Annotated in this window: 15 protein-coding genes; 7 read left to right on the top strand and 8 right to left on the bottom strand. The window is 36.1% G+C overall.

Features of this window, described 5'->3' with window-relative positions:
* Nucleotides 1-47: 47 nt before the first annotated feature.
* The 5 genes from T367_RS0100075 to fumC form a co-directional block, all read right to left on the bottom strand.
* Entirely contained in the window at nucleotides 48-1,022 is a 975-nt protein-coding gene (locus tag T367_RS0100075) for a D-alanine--D-alanine ligase (RefSeq protein WP_027418010.1), read from the bottom strand.
* 103 nt (nucleotides 1,023-1,125) lie between these two features.
* Complete coding sequence (locus T367_RS0100070; protein ID WP_157454065.1) at nucleotides 1,126-1,599, bottom strand: hypothetical protein; 474 nt, start codon at nucleotides 1,597-1,599, stop codon at nucleotides 1,126-1,128.
* Between the two features lie 7 nt (nucleotides 1,600-1,606).
* Complete coding sequence (locus T367_RS0100065; RefSeq protein WP_035841939.1) at nucleotides 1,607-2,986, bottom strand: dipeptidase; 1,380 nt, start codon at nucleotides 2,984-2,986, stop codon at nucleotides 1,607-1,609.
* A gap of 72 nt (nucleotides 2,987-3,058) precedes the next feature.
* Nucleotides 3,059-4,087 (bottom strand): thiamine-phosphate kinase, encoded by a 1,029-nt coding sequence (gene thiL, locus T367_RS0100060; RefSeq protein ID WP_027418007.1) that lies wholly within the window; start codon nucleotides 4,085-4,087, stop codon nucleotides 3,059-3,061.
* Nucleotides 4,088-4,154: 67 nt separating this feature from the next.
* Complete coding sequence (gene fumC, locus T367_RS0100055; RefSeq protein ID WP_027418006.1) at nucleotides 4,155-5,549, bottom strand: class II fumarate hydratase; 1,395 nt, start codon at nucleotides 5,547-5,549, stop codon at nucleotides 4,155-4,157.
* 71 nt (nucleotides 5,550-5,620) lie between these two features.
* Here fumC and T367_RS24785 point away from each other — a divergent pair, with 71 nt between their 5' ends.
* Entirely contained in the window at nucleotides 5,621-5,782 is a 162-nt protein-coding gene (locus T367_RS24785; protein WP_157454064.1) for a hypothetical protein, read from the top strand.
* Nucleotides 5,783-5,836: 54 nt separating this feature from the next.
* Here T367_RS24785 and arsC read toward each other — a convergent pair whose 3' ends face one another.
* Nucleotides 5,837-6,175, bottom strand: coding sequence for an arsenate reductase (glutaredoxin) (gene arsC / locus T367_RS0100045; RefSeq protein ID WP_027418005.1), 339 nt, complete (start codon nucleotides 6,173-6,175; stop codon nucleotides 5,837-5,839).
* A 105-nt stretch (nucleotides 6,176-6,280) separates the two neighbouring features.
* Here arsC and T367_RS0100040 point away from each other — a divergent pair, with 105 nt between their 5' ends.
* The 5 genes from T367_RS0100040 to T367_RS0100020 all read left to right on the top strand — a co-directional run bounded on the left by T367_RS0100040 (nucleotide 6,281) and on the right by T367_RS0100020 (nucleotide 15,593).
* A complete protein-coding gene (locus T367_RS0100040) occupies nucleotides 6,281-9,574 on the top strand; it encodes a lectin-like domain-containing protein (protein ID WP_084274250.1) in 3,294 nt (1,097 codons plus the stop codon).
* A 66-nt stretch (nucleotides 9,575-9,640) separates the two neighbouring features.
* Nucleotides 9,641-11,137: a T9SS type A sorting domain-containing protein gene (locus tag T367_RS0100035; RefSeq protein WP_027418003.1), complete on the top strand. Its 1,497-nt coding sequence runs from the start codon at nucleotides 9,641-9,643 to the stop codon at nucleotides 11,135-11,137.
* Nucleotides 11,138-11,223: 86 nt separating this feature from the next.
* A complete protein-coding gene (locus T367_RS20830) occupies nucleotides 11,224-12,132 on the top strand; it encodes a sensor histidine kinase (protein WP_051568244.1) in 909 nt (302 codons plus the stop codon).
* Entirely contained in the window at nucleotides 12,129-13,640 is a 1,512-nt protein-coding gene (gene gpmI / locus T367_RS0100025; protein WP_035841935.1) for a 2,3-bisphosphoglycerate-independent phosphoglycerate mutase, read from the top strand. The genes T367_RS20830 and gpmI overlap by 4 nt, the downstream gene beginning before the upstream one ends.
* Before the next feature lie 99 nt (nucleotides 13,641-13,739).
* Nucleotides 13,740-15,593: a T9SS type A sorting domain-containing protein gene (locus T367_RS0100020; protein ID WP_027418001.1), complete on the top strand. Its 1,854-nt coding sequence runs from the start codon at nucleotides 13,740-13,742 to the stop codon at nucleotides 15,591-15,593.
* 2 nt (nucleotides 15,594-15,595) lie between these two features.
* On the opposite strand, the gene tsaB is transcribed toward T367_RS0100020, so the two are convergent.
* Together tsaB and T367_RS0100010 are read right to left on the bottom strand one after the other, a co-directional pair.
* Entirely contained in the window at nucleotides 15,596-16,273 is a 678-nt protein-coding gene (tsaB, locus tag T367_RS0100015) for a tRNA (adenosine(37)-N6)-threonylcarbamoyltransferase complex dimerization subunit type 1 TsaB (RefSeq protein WP_027418000.1), read from the bottom strand.
* 2 nt (nucleotides 16,274-16,275) lie between these two features.
* Nucleotides 16,276-17,382 (bottom strand): OmpA family protein, encoded by a 1,107-nt coding sequence (locus T367_RS0100010; RefSeq protein ID WP_169736003.1) that lies wholly within the window; start codon nucleotides 17,380-17,382, stop codon nucleotides 16,276-16,278.
* Between the two features lie 154 nt (nucleotides 17,383-17,536).
* Here T367_RS0100010 and T367_RS0100005 point away from each other — a divergent pair, with 154 nt between their 5' ends.
* Nucleotides 17,537-17,899 (top strand): globin domain-containing protein, encoded by a 363-nt coding sequence (locus tag T367_RS0100005; RefSeq protein WP_027417998.1) that lies wholly within the window; start codon nucleotides 17,537-17,539, stop codon nucleotides 17,897-17,899.
* The last annotated feature ends 281 nt before the right edge of the window (nucleotides 17,900-18,180 follow it).

Genomic DNA, 18,180 nt, shown 5'->3' with positions numbered 1-18,180 from the left:
GAGATAAATATAGTTGAATTAGCAGATTTGAAATCTTTTCAAATCTATCAAATTTCAACAGCTCCCAAAATTTCAGTCAAAACAGTTTTTAAATCAAGACCTGCAACGCGAATTTGTTGTGGAATAAGACTTGCTTCAGACATACCTGGATTGGTATTCACTTCTATTAAATTTGGCACCCCATCTTCACTAAACATAAAATCAATGCGCGCAAACCCTTTTAAATCTAACCTTCTGAAGATTGATTTCGCCGTATTTTGAATTTTTTCTATAGCTGCATCGCCAATTTCAGCAGGTGTTATCTCTTGCGATTTACCTTCGTATTTGGCTTCATAATCAAAGAATTCCCCTTCGGCAATGATCTCCGTTGGAGGCAAAGGATACACTTTGTTTCCAACACGGTAAACGCCACAAGTAATTTCACGCCCAGTTAATAATGCTTCAACAACAACCTCATCATCCTCTTCGAATGCTTTAGCGATAGCTTCAGGCATTTGCATTAAAGTTTTCACCTTAGTGATACCAAAACTAGAACCTGCTCCATTAGGCTTTACAAAACAAGGAAAACCAATTTCATCTGCAATTTCAATTGGATTGAACTTATCATTTTTACGAATAAGGATTGCTTTCGCAGTTGAGATACCAAAGGCACGCAAGAAACTATTGCACGCCCATTTATTAAAAGTAATGGCTGCTCCAAAAGAATTTGTATTGGCATATGGCAAACCAATCATATCAAAATACGATTGTAATTTCCCATCTTCACCAGGGGTACCATGAATGGTTATGAACGCTAAATCGAATGTTAACTCAATATCATTCTCTAGAAAAGAAAACTTATTCTTATCAATAGGAATAACACCACCTTTATGGTTTACATGCCAACTTTGTTCAGATATTTCAACCAAATAAGGATCATAAATATCCCTATCGATATGTTCGAAAACTACACCGGCACTCTTTTGAGAAATCTTATTCTCAGAAGAAAATCCTCCATATACAACTGCCAATCTTTTTTTCATCTTATCTTACTTCGTTAGTTCGTTTTCGATTTAAAATTAACCAATAATTGTACAGTTCGTTTCTCCGCCTATACAAAAGATATTAACAGTAAAATATCAAGAATTAAAAAAAGCTCAAAAACTCTTCAAATGACATTTTATAGGTATAATCCATCGGCCATTTTTTCTTAAATACAGAAACACCTGCATTTATCTTTCCAGCCAAATTAAAATCAATTCCTTTACCTGTCAGTAATGCCCAAATTGAACTGAATCCGCTCTTTACAAATTTCGATGCATCACCAACCAAAACAAAAGGATAACTGCCTTTCTCTTTCTTATGTATCTTTACTTTCTCTGGAATTCTAACCCATCCACAATCAACATCTGCGATCTTCAAATAAAGTGAAGAAGGCTTAATAATGACATTGTACCAATTTGGATTATCAATCACATAATCGAAAGCAATATAAATTTTATCCGCCTTTTTTTCGATAGAAAAATTCTCCATCGACAAGAAGTCTAAATCTTTATAAAAGAAGCTAGCATTACCTTGTAAACAGGTAAAACAAAGGAATAAAAAGAGAAAACGCTTCATGGTAATATTATTTTTGGTTAGCGAAATATTTGTAGAATAAAGGAATCGTTTCTATTCCTTTATAATAATTAAATAACCCGTAATGTTCGTTTGGTGAATGAATCGCATCTGAATCTAAACCAAATCCCATTAAAATAGTTTTTGTTCCCAACACCTTTTCAAACATAGAGATAATCGGAATTGAACCACCACTTCTCATTGGAATTGGTTTCTTTCCAAAACTTTCTTCCATTGCTTGACTAGCCGCTTTATAAGCAAAAGAGTCAATTGGCGTTAATGCTGGCTCACCACCATGATGAGGCGTAACTTTAACACGAACAGATTTAGGAGCGATACTTTCAAAATGATCTTGGAATAATTTCGTGATTTTATTCGGATCTTGATTCGGTACCAAACGCATTGAAATTTTAGCAAAAGCTTGAGAAGGCAAAACAGTTTTTGCACCTTCACCAATATACCCACCCCAAATTCCATTCACATCTAATGTTGGTCGAATTGTTGCTCTTTCTAAAGTAGAAAATCCTTTTTCTCCTGCTGTTTCACGAATATCAATTGCCTCACAATAATCATTCTCAGAAAATGGCGCTCTAGCCATTTCATTTCTTTCTTCTTGGCTAATTTCTAAAACATCATCATAAAAACCAGGAATTACAATATGATTATTTTCATCTTGCAACGAAGCAATCATCTTTGTTAAAATATTTATAGGGTTCGCTACAGCACCACCGTATAAGCCAGAATGCAAATCTCTATTCGGACCAGTAACTGCCACCTCAACATAACTCAATCCTCTCAACCCAGTTGTAACTGAAGGAACATCTTTTGCAATCATACCTGTATCAGAAACTAAAATGATATCAGCAGCAAGCATCTCGATATTCTCTTTGATAAAAGTCTCTAAATTTTCTGAGCCTACTTCCTCTTCCCCTTCAATAATAAATTTAGCATTACATGGTAAACTATTCGTTTTTACCATCGCTTCAAACGCCTTTAAATGCATATACATTTGCCCTTTATCATCACAAGCACCACGCGCAAAAATTGCACCTTCTGGATGAATCTTAGTCGGCTTAATCACAGGCTCGAATGGTCCTGACTCCCACAATTCGATTGGATCAGCAGGTTGAACATCATAATGTCCATAAACCAAAATAGTAGGCAAATTTTTATCAATTATCTTCTCTGCATATACAACAGGATGACCTTTAGTCGGAATAATTTCAACGCGATCAACATCTAAATCTTCAAATTTCACTTTTAAGAATTCAGCTGCATCAGCAACATCTTTTTTGTATTTAGGATCTGCAGAAACAGAAGGAATTTTTAGTAACTCAATTAGTTCGTTCAAAAATTGCTCCTTATGTGTATCGATATATTTTTTAACCATTGTTGAAATTAATTTTGTATTCAAATTTAAAAATTGTTTTAATAATAATTGTTGCCCCCTTTTAAGTTGACCTTAAAAATGATTCCACCCTTGCGCAACCAAAGGTACCAATTGTCCACCACGATCGACAATATTCATTCCACTGCCTTTATCTGTAAAGTGACCAATAACAGCAAGGTGTTCGTTCCCTTTAATTCTATCAAAATCCTCCTGCTTAATAGAGAATAATAATTCATAATCTTCACCACCATTTAAAGCACACATGCTCGGATCTAATTCAAAATCTCTTGCAATACTGTGTGTTTCTGTATCGATTGGAATTTTCTCATCATAAATAGTACAACCTAAATCACTCGCCTGACAAAGATGAATCGCTTCTGATGCTAAACCATCAGAGATATCAATCATCGAAGTTGGTCTAACGCCCAATTCTTTCAAGTAATGGATAATATCCTTACGTGCTTCTGGTTTTAATTGACGCTCTAAGATATAATCTACACCGACCAAATCCGGTTGAATATCTGGATTATCTATAAAAACTTGCTTCTCACGTTCCAATACTTGCAAGCCCATATATGCCGCTCCCAAATTACCTGAAACAACTAATAGCTCGTTTTCCTTTGCTCCAGAACGCATCACAACATCTTCTTTGGTTACTTCTCCAATTGCTGTAACCGAAATAATTAATCCCGCAGGAGAAGATGTTGTATCACCTCCAACCAAATCCACTTGGTATAATTCACATGCTTTGTGAATTCCTTTATACAATTCCTCTAGCGCCTCTACAGAAAATCTATTTGAAACTGCGATAGATACAGTAATCTGCGTCGCATCAGCGTTCATTGCATAAATATCAGACAGATTGACAACAACTGCTTTATAACCTAAATGCATTAGTGGCGCATAAGACAAATCAAAATGTACGCCTTCTACCAACATATCAGTAGAAACTACTTTATAATTGTCGCCATCGCTAATAATTGCAGCATCATCTCCTACACCAGCTATAGTTGATGCATGATATTTCTCCGTGTTTTTCGTTAACTTTTCAATTAAACCAAACTCACCTAAGTCTTCCAATTCCGTTCTATTCTCGTCCATAAAATTTTAAAAAAAATCCGCTCACAAATTATTGCAAACGGACTTATTACTTTTAAATAATTTAATATTATAAGCTGCCAATCATTTTTGAAGGGTCAACCCAACTGTCATAATCCTCTTCTGCTACATAACCTAAACGAATAGCTTCTTCTTTTAAAGTAGTACCATTCTCATGTGCAGTATTTGCAATTTCAGCTGCTTTATAATACCCTATTTTAGTATTTAAAGCCGTAACCAACATCAACGAATTATTCAATAATTCTTTAATTCTATTATGATTTGGCTCGATACCTTTTGCACAATTTTCATTGAATGATTCACAAGCATTACCAATTAACTCGGCAGATTGTAAAATATTATATGCCATCATAGGTTTAAATACATTCAATTCGTAATGACCTTGCGTTCCACCAATTGTAACAGCTACATCATTCCCCATTACCTGGGCACAAACCATTGTTAAAGCCTCAGCTTGTGTAGGATTAACTTTCCCAGGCATGATAGACGAACCAGGTTCGTTTGCTGGAATGATAATTTCACCAATTCCTGAACGAGGACCAGAAGCCATCATTCGAATGTCATTTGCAATTTTATTTAATGAAACTGCCAATTGTTTTAATGCACCATGCGATTCTACAATTGCATCGTGTGCTGCTAATGCTTCAAATTTATTCTCAGCAGTTATAAAAGGTAAACCTGTAAATTCTGCTATATATTTTGCAACCAAAACATCATATCCTTTAGGTGTATTTAAACCAGTTCCAACTGCTGTTCCACCCAAAGCCAATTCAGATAAATGTGGCAATGTATTATTTAATGCTTTAATACCGTGTTTCAATTGAGAAACATATCCTGAAAATTCTTGTCCTAAAGTTAAAGGTGTTGCATCCATTAAATGCGTTCTACCAATCTTTACAACATCTTTAAATTCTTTTGATTTCGCTTCCAAAGTATCAATCAATCCTTCAACACCCGGAATCGTACATTTTACAATTTTTTCAAATGCTGCGATATGCATTCCTGTTGGAAAAGTATCATTCGATGATTGCGATTTATTCACATCATCATTCGGAGATAATGTTTTTTCACCTTCACCAATCTTGTGACCTGCTAAAACATGTGCTCTATGTGCAATCACTTCGTTCACATTCATATTAGACTGCGTTCCTGATCCAGTTTGCCAGATAACTAAAGGGAATTCATCATTTAATTTTCCAGCTAAAATTTCATCACAAACAGCTCCAATTGCATCTCTTTTTTCAGCAGGCAAAACACCTAATTCGCAATTTGCGTAGGCTGCAGCTTTCTTAAGATAAGCAAAACCATGAACTATTTCGATTGGCATAGAACCAACAGGTCCTATTTTAAAATTGTTTCTTGAACGCTCAGTTTGAGCACCCCAATACTTGTTTGAAGGCACCTTTACTTCACCTATCGTATCTTTTTCAATTCTATAGTCCATTTTATTTCTTTTTGTAAGATTTTATACTAACTTTACCGCGTAATTTTGATACAAAAATAATATATAATATCATGGTAGCATTAGGATTTGCTTTATTTCTTTTGATTGGTTTAATGGCGTTTTGGCTTTTAGCATTTGTTCTTGGTTTTGCAGTACCAATGTGGCTTACAATTGGAACGATGCATATGTTGCGTCCAAAACGATTAACTGATTCAGAAGAAGACGAAAATTAATTTTTTCATCAATTTATAGAAATTTAAGGGAGCCATTTAGCTCCCTTTTTTCATTTAGAATAATTCTTCAATTTTCTCTGTTGGTCTAGCAATTACCGCTTTTTCACCATCAATTATAATTGGTCGTTCAATCAAAATTGGATATTTAACCATTGCTTCAATCCATTCATCCTCCGTGAATGTTTTCCCCTTGTAATTCTCTTTAAACACCGACTCCCCTTTTCTGATGATATCCTTTGCAGGCATTTTTAATTTGCCCAGAATTTCTTTAAGTTCTTTTGATGTAGGAGGCGTTGTTAAATAATTTATAATCTCAAAATCAACACCTCTTTTCTCTAATATTTCAAGTGCACTCCTACTCTTTGAACATCTTGAATTATGTAAAATTTTCATATCTCGTTTTATTAGAATACAATTTTAACCAAAAAAGACAACTTTTCCCATTCAAATAGCGTATTAGAATAAAAGTCTTAACTTCGTTAGAGGCCGATTTTTATTATGCGCAGTAAAGTATATTTATCCATACTAATCACATTCATATGTGTAAGTAACACCTTTGGGCAATTTACGCCGTCAGGTGATGCGTTTTCGCCTACATGTAATTGTTTTCAATTGACAGATGATGTAGCAGATGAATTAGGTTCATTCAATAAAAATGCCACTATTAATTTAAATGATCCTCACCAACTAAAATTCTCAGTTAATTTTGGTTGCGAACCGACAGGCGGCGAAGGTCTTGCTTTTTTATTAAAAGGTGGAGCTTGGACCGTTGGAACAGGAGGGTTTGGTTTAGGTTATGATGGAATTGCAGGAAATGTTTTGGCTGTTGAATTTGATACGCGGGACAATGATGCCTCTGGCGAAATCGTAAATTTTGATATTAGCGGTGATCATATTTCTTTACAAGACAATGGTGATAGTGACCATGAAGACAGTAACCCCAATAATCTATTAGGTATTCCTTCAGGTTTGAATGCTGGAGAAGATCCAACCCCGCACAATATCAAACCTGGCTTCCCTAATCTTGAAGATTGTGAAGATCATCTCATTGAAATCAATTGGACTCCAGGCGTGAATCAAACCATTGAAATTATAGTTGATGGAATAGTCTCACTGACCTATATCGGAGATATGATCACTAGCCAATTCGGAGGAAACCCAGTCGTGCGATGGGGCTGGACTGGCAGCACAGGTGTTGGCACTAATATTCAAACAGTTTGCTTGGCCTTAAATAGTAACTTTACTTATTCGCCAACGGTATGTCCGGGCGAAGAAATTGATTTTACAAATACTTCAGTTAGTTTTTTAGAAATAACAGATTGGTCATGGGACTTTGATGGTTTAGGAAGTTCAATTCTTGAAAATCCAAGCTTCACATTTGATGAGGCAGGAATTTACGAAGTGACATTAACCGTAACCGATGACGGCGGCTGTACTAATTCAACTGTAATCGAAATTCCTATTGGATTTGATACAGAAGTAACCGCGGATGACACTGACATTTGTCCTGACGCAACAACAGTATTGCATGTCGAAGGCTTACCTTATATTGATACTGAATGTTGTTTTAAATTAGTGATGAATGATTTATGGGGCGATTTCTGGGGATCTGGCGTTGCAAACGAACTTGAAGTTACGGCTGATGGCGCATTTTTCGGATCCTATACCCCAACATCTTTCGATCCTGGATCAGGAACTTCTGACACAGTCGAATTGTGTTTTGAACAAGGAACGGAATTAGAATTCACCATTATTGGCGATGACAGTCCTGCAGAATGTTCTTATTATTTTTATACTGAAGATTTAACAGAATTAATTCATGTAGATGGCATTGTTCCAGGAACATGGATCGATGGAGGCACAGAGAGTTATACTGTAGATTGTGGTCTTGTACCGGTAGATTATGAATTTCTATGGGACAATATCACTTTTTTGGATGATGAAAACTTAGCTGATCCCACCGCAACGGTTCCGAGCACAACTTGGTTCCACGTAGACATAACAGATATAGGATCAGGATGTACAATTACGGATTCCATATTGATCACGACTAACCCTCCTGTAAACGCAGTTATTTCGGGACTAGACAGTATTTGTGAAGGTGAGACAGGGGAATTAACTATTGAGTTTACGGGTCCTGGCCCCTATGATATTACTGTTTTTGGACCTAGTGGACCAATGCCAGAGATTACAGGAATTCTTTCCTCCCCATATACATTAACAGTTGATGAAGACGGTGATTATTCATTGATTGGAGTTTTTGGAGACGGATGTGATGGTACTTTTTCTGGATCAGGTACACTTGAGGTTATTGTTCCATTCAGTGTTGAAATAAGAGGCGGATCAGTTTATTGTGAAGGTGATGCTATTTCAGATGCATTTGTAACAACGACAGGTGGAGGAGAAGTTAACTGGTACGACAATCCTGCTTTATTACCGCCAGTACTTGAAACAGGTTACACTTTTAGCCCACCTAGTATTATCGGAACAAATACCTACTATTGTGCAGAAACCGAACCACTATTAGGTTGTATTGGACCTGCAGCAGAATTAACAATTACCGTGAACCCTATTCCTCCAGCACCTACTTATGCCGGTTTAACTGTATTTTGTGAAGGTGATGAATTAGAATTATTCGCCGAAGCTTCTTTAGGAGGAACGATTAATTGGTATGACGATGATTTACCAGGAGGCACTCTATTAGGAACAGGTTTATCATTCACCACTCTATTTACTCCTCCAGGTGGTGATATTTATATAACAGAAATTGCCGAAGATTGCGAAAGCCCAACAACAAGAGTAGAAATCACCGTAAATGAAACACCAGACCCACCTTTGGTAACAGGTACATTAGAATACTGTGAAGGCGATATAGCTTCTGCTTTGACAGGAATACCTGGTTTAGGCGGTACAATTATTTGGAGAAATGAACTCGGTGTGGATTTAGCCACAGGAATCAATTTTACACCGACCTTAGTTCCAGGATCAACAAATATATATGTTTATGAAAAACTAGGAGATTGTGAAAGTGAAGCAACGATTGTGACTATAATTACAAGTGCAAAACCTGAAATCAATCTACCTGTTGATCAAATAATATGTTTGGGTGATTCCATTCAAATAATAGCGATAACAAACGACTATGATGTAAGATGGAGTAACGGCTTAATTGGAGATACAGTTTGGGTAAAACCGACTGTTACTACGCAATATATAGCCAAGGCTATTAGTCCAATTTGTGGGAATGCAGAAGATACAATCATCGTCAACGTAAAAAACTTTTCTGAAATTCAATCAAGTAACGACACAGTGATTGGAATTGGTGGAGAAGCCAATATTTGGTCGAGATCTGAAGGAAACGTAACCTACTCATGGTCCCCAGACATTTACGAGTGTTTATTAGATGATTGCTCATCAGTCCTCGTCATTCCTGACAGACCAACCGTTTATTTTGTAACCGCCGTAGATGAAAATGGGTGTTCTACAACCGACACTATTCTGGTTGATATTTCCGGTGTAATGCAAATTTTTGTTCCCAACCTTTTCTCTCCGAATGGAGATGGTCACAATGATTATTTGGAAATATTTGGACCTCGTTTATTCAATTATAGTATCGAAATTTACGACCGATGGGGAAAGTTAATTTTCAAATCAAATAACCAAGAAGATTATTGGGATGGAAAATTTAACGGTAAAGATTTGCCAGCCCAAACTTTCGTTTACATGATTAGCGGTCAAACTATTATGAAGGAAGACTTCGTAAAAGAAGGCAACGTAACAATAGTTAAATAGTCCTAAATCAAACCTTTTCTTAGGAATAGGCGTATATCTATTATATAACCTTAAACCAACAATTTTATGAAATTATCTTTATCGTTTATCATAGCGTCATTTTTTGCCGTTAATGTAAACGCACAATTCATCGAGCTCCCAACTCCAAAATCGCATTCTACGGACGCAACTCCGGAATGGAACAGTTTTGTAACAAGGGCACCAGGTGATTCTTGTGGAGTATATTTCAATAACTATATTGGTCTCCAAAAAACAAGCTTACTATTTTTTGAAGGCTTAAGAACTGGAAACGGTATTGACTTTAGCCCTTATTCAGGAAGAGGGCAACGCTTTCACGCTAATCAACCAATTGAAGTGAGTGGTGCAGAATTCTATAGTTTTCATACGAACGAAGATTTAGATTCAATTATGGCAATCACAATACTATACGATTATGACGCCATGTTAGACAGTACTGGTGCTGAATTAGCGCGAGACACAGTCTATGTTAAACACACGGCATTCACTCCAGACTTACCAGAAATATCAATTAAAAGTTATTTTGACACACCAGTAACAGTAACTGACGATTATATCATTGCGGTTATCACAACGACTGATGATTCGTTAAAAATTATTACAAATGACGCGTCAGGAGATGGCGCAGGCGAAGGTGTCAGCTTTGCTTATTATGAAAATCCTGCAGCACCAAGTTATACCGGCTGGTATCCAACTTTACCAACTTTCGGTCCTGCTTATGATATAGATTACCTCATCAGTCCTAGAGTTAAGTTTCAATTGCAAGATGGTTTCACAATTATAGACGATGAAGTATGTCCCAACATAATTAGTGCTGCATGTGTAGAATATGTACAAGCAGAAATATTTAGCGATCCGCACTACAATAGAAACTCAGCAGATCCTGTGGCGAAAGTAAACTGGAATTGGGATGATGGTTTACAGAATTCTCTTTTATTAGAATTATGTCATACGTATGAAAATTCTGGTACATATTCAATCATGTTAAGAGACACATTGACTAGGTTTTTTGCTGGATCAAGTCTTTGTCCATTTGAAATTTCAAATGAAATTTTAGTATTAGATTCAACTATTGCTGACTTCGACTTTACTCCTGTCGGACATAATGTTAATTTTTCGGATGAATCAAATTTAGTAGATTCTGTTTTCTTCGATTTTGGTGATGGTTCTGAAGGCAGCACTGATCCTATTACTTCGCATATCTATGATGAGACAGGTGAATACGATGTTTGGTTCTATGCTTACGGTCCATGTTCAACCGATTCAATTATGAAAACAGTAACGGTAACTGACTTGGGAATTGAAGAATTAGAAATCTCACTTAAAATGTATCCAAATCCAGCGAATTCAGAGTTGTTTATTGATACTGAAGTTGAAAATTACCAATTAAATATTATCAATATCCTTGGTGAAGTTATAATAACTGAAAACAATATTACGGGATTAAAAACAATAGATGTTTCGAGACTAACTACAGGTGCTTACTTCGTAGACATTTCAAATGACAATATTAAAACAGTTGAAAAGCTAATCATCAAACATTAAACTACAAACTCGATTAAAATAAAAGCACTGCTAATTTTTTAGCGGTGCTTTTTGTATATACAAAGAATTTACTGCAACTTTGTAACATGCTTAAGAATCGTCTGAAAAATCCTGTTTTTTTAGTTTACTTATTGGCTTTTTATATCATCATTCAATTCAGTGCTTGGCTCTACCTTATTTTTAAGCTGTCACAAGAAACTTATATTGACAAAGAAACGCTAATCAAAAAAATATGGATGCTCATTGGAGAAGGATCCGTTTTCTTGATCATTCTTATTTTAGGAATAATAGCAATAAGAAGAGCTATTAAGAAAGAACAAGAATTTAATTCTTTTCAAGAAAACTTTTTACTATCCATCACACACGAATTAAAAACGCCTATTTCATCGGTTAAGTTATATCTACAAACTTTAAGTAAAAGAACATTATCCGATGAGCAAAAAAATAAAATCTACTCCGAATCACTTGGAGAAATAAATAGACTCGATGCATTAGTCAGCAATATATTAATGACCAGAAGTATTGAAAATAATAATTATTTCTTAGACAAAAAAAGCTTTCGTTTAGATCAGTTCTTCACAGGAAAAATTGAAGCCCTCAATAAAACAATGCTTAGCCAATTTGAAATAAATTTAGACTTGGCAGAAATCACTGCAGACTTTGACCAAATTGCATTTGATAGCATCATTTCTAATTTATTAGAAAATGCCACAAAATATTCTCCAATAAATTCGACTATCAGTATCCAATTATATCAAGATGCTAAACATAACCATTTGGTAATTTCAGATCAAGGTCACGGTATTGAAAAGTCTAAACAGAAAAATGTATTTAAAAAATTCTACCGCGTTGAAAATGAAATGACACGCAGGTCGAAAGGAACAGGATTAGGATTATTTATTACAAAACACTTAGTCAACGCACATAACGGTAAAATTGAAATCCGAAACAATAATCCCAAAGGAACAATTGTGCACATAAAATTCAAATTATGAATAAAAAGGTAGGTTTAATAATTTTAGATGGATGGGGACATGGCGACAAGTCGAAATCTGATGGTATTTTTAATGCAAATACGCCCTATGTAGATTACTTAGAAAAGCATGCGCCCAATGCTGAATTACTCACACATGGCGAACACGTTGGTCTCCCTGCTGGTCAAATGGGTAATTCTGAAGTTGGCCATTTGAATATAGGCGCTGGCAGAATAGTTTATCAAGAGCTTACTCGGATTAATAAATCAATCCTTGACAATGAATTCCAACAAAACAAAACCATCATTGAAGCTTTTAATTATGCGAAATCAAACAATAAAAAAGTTCATTTTATAGGTCTTGTTTCTGACGGTGGCGTTCACTCTTCAATAGACCACTTAGTGACTTTATGTGAAATGTCCAAAACATATGATTTGAAAGATGTTTTCATTCATGCTTTCACAGATGGTAGGGATTGCAATCCTACCACAGGAATTGGACACTTAAAAACTTTAGAAGAAAAAACAGCAAACACACCTGCTAAAGTGGCCAGTATTATCGGTCGTTACTACGCGATGGACAGAGACAATAGATGGGAGCGAATTAAACAAGCCTATGACCTAATGATTCATGGATCAGGTGAAGAATTTGATTCTGCCGAAGCAGCTATCTCTTCAGCTTATAGCAACGGCATTACAGACGAATTTATTTTACCCTCCAAAATTGGTAAAATGGACTCGAATATAGCACAAGATGATGTTGTTATCTGTTTTAATTTCAGAACAGATCGTTGCAGAGAAATTTCCATCGCATTGACTCAAAAGGCTTTTCCCGAATTCGACTTAAAACCAATTCCTTTATATTATGTCACGATGACAAATTATGACAAATCATTTAAGCATATTAAGGTTGTTTTCGAAAAAGCCAACTTGATTAATACCTTAGGTGAAATTGTGGCTAAAAACGGATTATCGCAATTGCGTATAGCTGAGACCGAAAAATATCCGCATGTTAGCTTTTTCTTTTCTGGTGGACAAGAGCAGCCATTTCCGAAGGAAGACCGAATTTTAATTCCATCTCCTTCCGTTGCAACATACGATTTACAACCAGAAATGAGTGCCGTAGAAATTAAAGATGCCATTTGTAAAAGCATGGTAGAAAATGGACCAGATTTTTTCTGTTTGAACTTTGCAAATACAGATATGGTCGGACATACTGGTGATTATAATGCCATATTAAAAGCCGCAGAAGTTGTGGATTCTTGTTTAAAAGAACTCGTCGAAGTAGGACAGCAACATAACTATTCGTTTGTGATAATAGCAGACCATGGAAATTCAGACTTCGCTATCAACAAAGACGGTAGTCCGAATACTGCTCATTCAACCAATCCTGTACCAGTTTTAGTACTCGATCCTGAAGTTAAATCAGTAAATAACGGGACTTTACGTGATGTTGCGCCTACCATTCTAGCTTTATTAAATATTAAAAAACCTATTGAAATGACTGGCAACATACTGATTAATAAATAATTAACAATCCGCTCCGCAAAACTTACGACTTACAAACAATACTATACCAGCAATTTACATTATTTTTAGCTTTGTATAAAAACGTAACGCCAATGTCAAATGAAAGAAGTTAGTCTTTTTATTGCTCTCCTATTAAGCTGTAGTTCTTCTTTTTCGCAAATTATTAATGGTTATGCCAGGGTTACTGGTATAAGCGATAGAGTTTTTACCTTAAATAATGTCAACGAAACCGGTGACACATTTGAAGATGATGAATGGGTTGTTGTTATGCAAATGCAGGATGATGTAATTGGCATCACGACCAACACAGCTGATTTTGGAAGTTTAGGCAGTATCTCTTCTGCAGGATTATACGAAATTAGACAAATAGAATCTCACACAGAATCTGGTGGTGAACCAGCCACAATTACTTTAAGAACATCACCTGTTAATTCATATAATATCGGTGATAACAGCAGAGTACAAATCATAACATTCCCAGAATTAGGAAGCCCCAATTATACCACAACGGGTAATATGACCTCACAACAATGGAACGGAAATATTGGCGGCGTGCTTGCTTTTGAAGTAGAAGGAACTTTAACATTAGAACATAATTTGGATGCTGATGAAGATGGATTTAGAGGTGCTAATGCCAACGCTGGAAGCTCTTCCGGATGCGATGGTAGCGCAAATTACATTAGAGCTTCACACGAATATAGTGCTGACAAAGGGGAAGGTATCTATCGTGTAAACGACGCCACTTATGAGGCAGGTCGCGCTAAAATACTCAATGGCGGAGGCGGAGGAAACAGTCACAATGCTGGTGGCGGAGGTGGTGGAAACTTTTCTGCTGGAGGATTAGGTGGCCCAGGTTATCCGACCTGTAGCCCATCAGCTGGTGGTATCGGTGGTCTATATTTAAGTAACCATATTTCAGCTTCTCGTATTTTTATGGGAGGTGGCGGAGGTGCTGGAGAAGGAAACAACGATTATGCAACAAATGGTGCCGATGGTGGAGGTATTATATTAATAAAGGCCAATGAAATAGAAACGGTATCATGTGCAGGTGTTTCCATAACAGCGAATGCCGAGAGTATACTTATAGCACCAGGGAATGATGGCGGCGGTGGCGGCGGCGCAGGTGGATCAATTGTATTTGAAGTTGAAACTTGGTCCATTGCTGGTGGTTGTCCATTAACGATACAAGCAAATGGTGGAAATGGTGGATCTGTTGGTTCGTCTGCTACCCATGGTGGTGGCGGTGGTGGCGGTCAAGGAACAATAATTTTTTCGTCAGCTGAGCCAACGGTAAACGTAAATCTAGAAACCCAAAATGGTACGGGGGGGTGTAATAACAATTCTGACCCATGTAGTTCTCGTGCTGACAGCGGAGCTGGAGTCGACGATTTAGGAATTTTCGACGCTTTAACGGGACCATTACCTATAGAATTAGTAAAATTTGAAGGCTTATTTAACGAAAACGAGGTGCAATTAGATTGGAAAACTAGCTCTGAAAGTAATAACGACTTTTTTACGATTTATAAATCTAAAGACGGAAATAAATGGGAAATATTGACGAAAGTAAAAGGCGCGGGCAATAGTACTTTACCAAAAAAATATCAAACGTTCGATTTTAACCCACATCATGGCATCAATTATTATAAACTTGAGCAGACTGATTTTGACGGCAGTATTGAAGCACACGGTATCATTTCTGTTGTCGTTAGCGGCAATAAAGCTAGAATTTATCCAAACCCAACGACTGGGAAAATAACGATTGAAAAAGAATTTATCGATTTATACGATATGTATTTGACTGATATACTCGGCAGAAAGATTCCTCTTAATCAAAATACTTACGATTTCACCCGTTCAACAGTCGATTTAGGTTATTTTCCAAATGGGGTTTACACATTAACTTTATCCTATCAAAATCAATTTGAACAGCACAAACTGGTCATTTCTAAATAGAATTAGAACATTTTCTTCGGTTTCCCTGCAATAAAATCTTTAAGATAATACGGTTCGAAATAAGCAACATCGACAAATTCTTTATTTTGATACATTGCTTCTCCTATACTTGCCATTCCTTGTGCTGAAACTTTCATATCAATATCAAATATTGCATTTTCATGTTGAATTATCGCCTTACATTTTTCAGCACCCGGTCCGAAAAAACAAACTTTATTTTTCGACAAAAAAGAACCAAAGCTACTCTCTTCAATTACCACCGCTTCAGTCGGCATCAAATTATTTAATTCGTGATCGTAGACAGCCGCATATACCTCCATACGCCTAGCATCGAACATAGGACATAAAAGATCTGTTGATCCTTGCTTTAAATTCGCCAGTGCTTTGAGAGAGTTAATTGCAATAAGTGGAATGTCCAAAGCAAAACAAAATCCTTTTGCCGTTGACGTTCCAATTCTCAGTCCTGTATATGAACCTGGACCTTCACTGATGACTACAGCATCTAAATCTTTAATATTATAGGCTGATTCAACAAATAAGGTATCAATTAATCCATTCAACTTTTCAGAATGAGAATAGTTGGCATCTTCAAACTCCTCTACTCCTATTATTGTACCTTCTTTAACCAAACAAACTGAACACACCTTTGTTGCAGTTTCAATGCAAAGTAATAACGCCATATTTAATCTATGATAACAATTTCAACCCGTCTATTCGCAAATTCTTCCGCTTCATTCTTGGGTTTTTCATAAAGCATTTGCGTATTCCCTAATCCCACTACTTCAATTCTATCATCTGCAATTCCATTTTCAACGAGGTATTCTTTAACGGAGTTTGCACGCTTTTCTGACAAGTTTCTAATCTTAGCACTATTCTTGTAACCAGGTGCATTTACATGTCCCTCTATTTGAATGCGAAGCGTTCTATTTACCGCCATAAAATCTAATAACCTTTTTAACGCAGGCATTGATATTGATACAAACTCTTCCGAATCTTGCCTGAACTTAATATCTTCTAAAGTCAGTTTTTTGCCCACTTCTAATTTTTCTAAAAATATTGTATACTCTATATCTTTTTTCCCTGAATTATCAACCTCTACAAGTTGACCAAACATAAAATAACCCTGTGTATTCGATTCAATCTCTACAGATCTCGCTACGGGAATATCAAATACAAAATCAGTCCCTAAAAACAAATAATTGTTCCGCTTTATCCCTGTCATCGTAAAATTTGCTTCCACTGGTAAACCAGTGTCTTTATCTCTAATCTTAACATAAAAATTATTCCCTTTTTCATTCATTTTAAAATCCTGTACCTTCCCTGTAACCTCCTCTACTTCTCCACTTCTCTTATACGATACAGCTACTAAACCTTCGTAAGTTGAATTCGTATGAATCATCAAGTAAAAAATATCGTGTTTCTCCGTTTTTAAAACCCCTTCGTTTGGTCCATGAAGTGCTACCGAAATCCCCTTCTTTCTAAAAGATGATTCTTCTGAATGAATCGGGGATAATTCTTCATTCTCCAATTGCGTACAAAAGGTATTATCACTGGCACGATAGAGGTAATAACTAAAATCGGCATTATCGTCAGTTGTAATTTCAAACTCTAAACTACCCTTAACGTTTGGCTCTAATCTTAACCACACCGAATTGACTTCATGAAAATCAGGATCAATTGGTGCTAAATCGTCTTTTGTTCCAAAATCTCCAGGAAATTGTATCTTAGAAGGAATGGAATAATCAATTACTTCAACAGCACCATAACAATCGGCAATTGAATTTGACAATTGCGACTTAAAACCCTGACCAATACTGACCTGTGAGTTTGCAATAAAAAAAATTGCAACCAGAAATTTTAAAAATATTCTCACGTTATAAAGATACTGTATTTTTGTTATTATTAATCGTACGTAAAAAACTGAACAAAGTTCTCCAAAATTTATGACACTCTATACAGCTATAGGCGACGAAAATCTAAAACTACTGGTCGAGGCTTTCTACGACCGTGTTTTTAAAAGTGCAATAATCAGTCCATTGTTCAACAAAACTGACGCTCAAACCATTAAAGAAAAGCAGTTATATTTCTTAACACAGTTTTTAGGTGGTCCACAACGCTATCATGAGAAATACGGACATCCAAGAATGCGGATGAAACATATGCCCCATAAAATTGACAATGCAGCCAAAGACGAATGGCTAAAATTGATGAAAGAAGCTATTGAAACTTTACCTATCGATGACGAGCTTAAAGTTGCGTTGTATAATTGCTTTCCGAAAGTTGCTGCGCATATGGTGAATAGATAATTCACCGGGGATAGTAGAAAAATTTAAAGCGTAAACATTTTTCTTTTGGCGGTTCCCCAAAGCATTGGGGCCGGGCTATTCGTTCTAATCTTTTTGTCCATCCGCTTAAGGCGGAAAGGTCAAAAAGGATACCCACTTCTATCCCTAACCGGGTATGTTTTGATTATACATGATCCCATTCTCGTCCCTTTCAAATAAATTATGTCACCCCTGCGGGGTTTTGAACTTTCCTATGGCAAACTAATTATCGAAGGAATTCTTCCTCCGCTATTGTATGTCGT

This window comes from Crocinitomix catalasitica ATCC 23190 (assembly GCF_000621625.1).
Taxonomy (GTDB): domain Bacteria; phylum Bacteroidota; class Bacteroidia; order Flavobacteriales_D; family Crocinitomicaceae; genus Crocinitomix; species Crocinitomix catalasitica.
The sequence above is the reverse complement of the archived record's forward strand: the minus strand, read 5'-3'. Positions and strand labels throughout refer to the sequence as shown.

Bases quoted from the DNA above. Each gene is read 5' to 3' on its own strand.
- T367_RS0100020 (WP_027418001.1), top strand. From the start codon at position 13,740: ATGAAAGAAGTTAGTCTTTTTATTGCTCTCCTATTAAGCTGTAGTTCT.
- tsaB (WP_027418000.1), bottom strand. From the start codon at position 16,273: ATGGCGTTATTACTTTGCATTGAAACTGCAACAAAGGTGTGTTCAGTT.
- T367_RS0100070 (WP_157454065.1), bottom strand. From the start codon at position 1,599: ATGAAGCGTTTTCTCTTTTTATTCCTTTGTTTTACCTGTTTACAAGGT.
- arsC (WP_027418005.1), bottom strand. From the start codon at position 6,175: ATGAAAATTTTACATAATTCAAGATGTTCAAAGAGTAGGAGTGCACTT.
- T367_RS0100075 (WP_027418010.1), bottom strand. From the start codon at position 1,022: ATGAAAAAAAGATTGGCAGTTGTATATGGAGGATTTTCTTCTGAGAAT.
- T367_RS24785 (WP_157454064.1), top strand. From the start codon at position 5,621: ATGGTAGCATTAGGATTTGCTTTATTTCTTTTGATTGGTTTAATGGCG.
- T367_RS0100035 (WP_027418003.1), top strand. From the start codon at position 9,641: ATGAAATTATCTTTATCGTTTATCATAGCGTCATTTTTTGCCGTTAAT.
- T367_RS0100005 (WP_027417998.1), top strand. From the start codon at position 17,537: ATGACACTCTATACAGCTATAGGCGACGAAAATCTAAAACTACTGGTC.
- thiL (WP_027418007.1), bottom strand. From the start codon at position 4,087: ATGGACGAGAATAGAACGGAATTGGAAGACTTAGGTGAGTTTGGTTTA.
- T367_RS0100040 (WP_084274250.1), top strand. From the start codon at position 6,281: ATGCGCAGTAAAGTATATTTATCCATACTAATCACATTCATATGTGTA.
- T367_RS0100065 (WP_035841939.1), bottom strand. From the start codon at position 2,986: ATGGTTAAAAAATATATCGATACACATAAGGAGCAATTTTTGAACGAA.
- fumC (WP_027418006.1), bottom strand. From the start codon at position 5,549: ATGGACTATAGAATTGAAAAAGATACGATAGGTGAAGTAAAGGTGCCT.
- T367_RS20830 (WP_051568244.1), top strand. From the start codon at position 11,224: ATGCTTAAGAATCGTCTGAAAAATCCTGTTTTTTTAGTTTACTTATTG.
- gpmI (WP_035841935.1), top strand. From the start codon at position 12,129: ATGAATAAAAAGGTAGGTTTAATAATTTTAGATGGATGGGGACATGGC.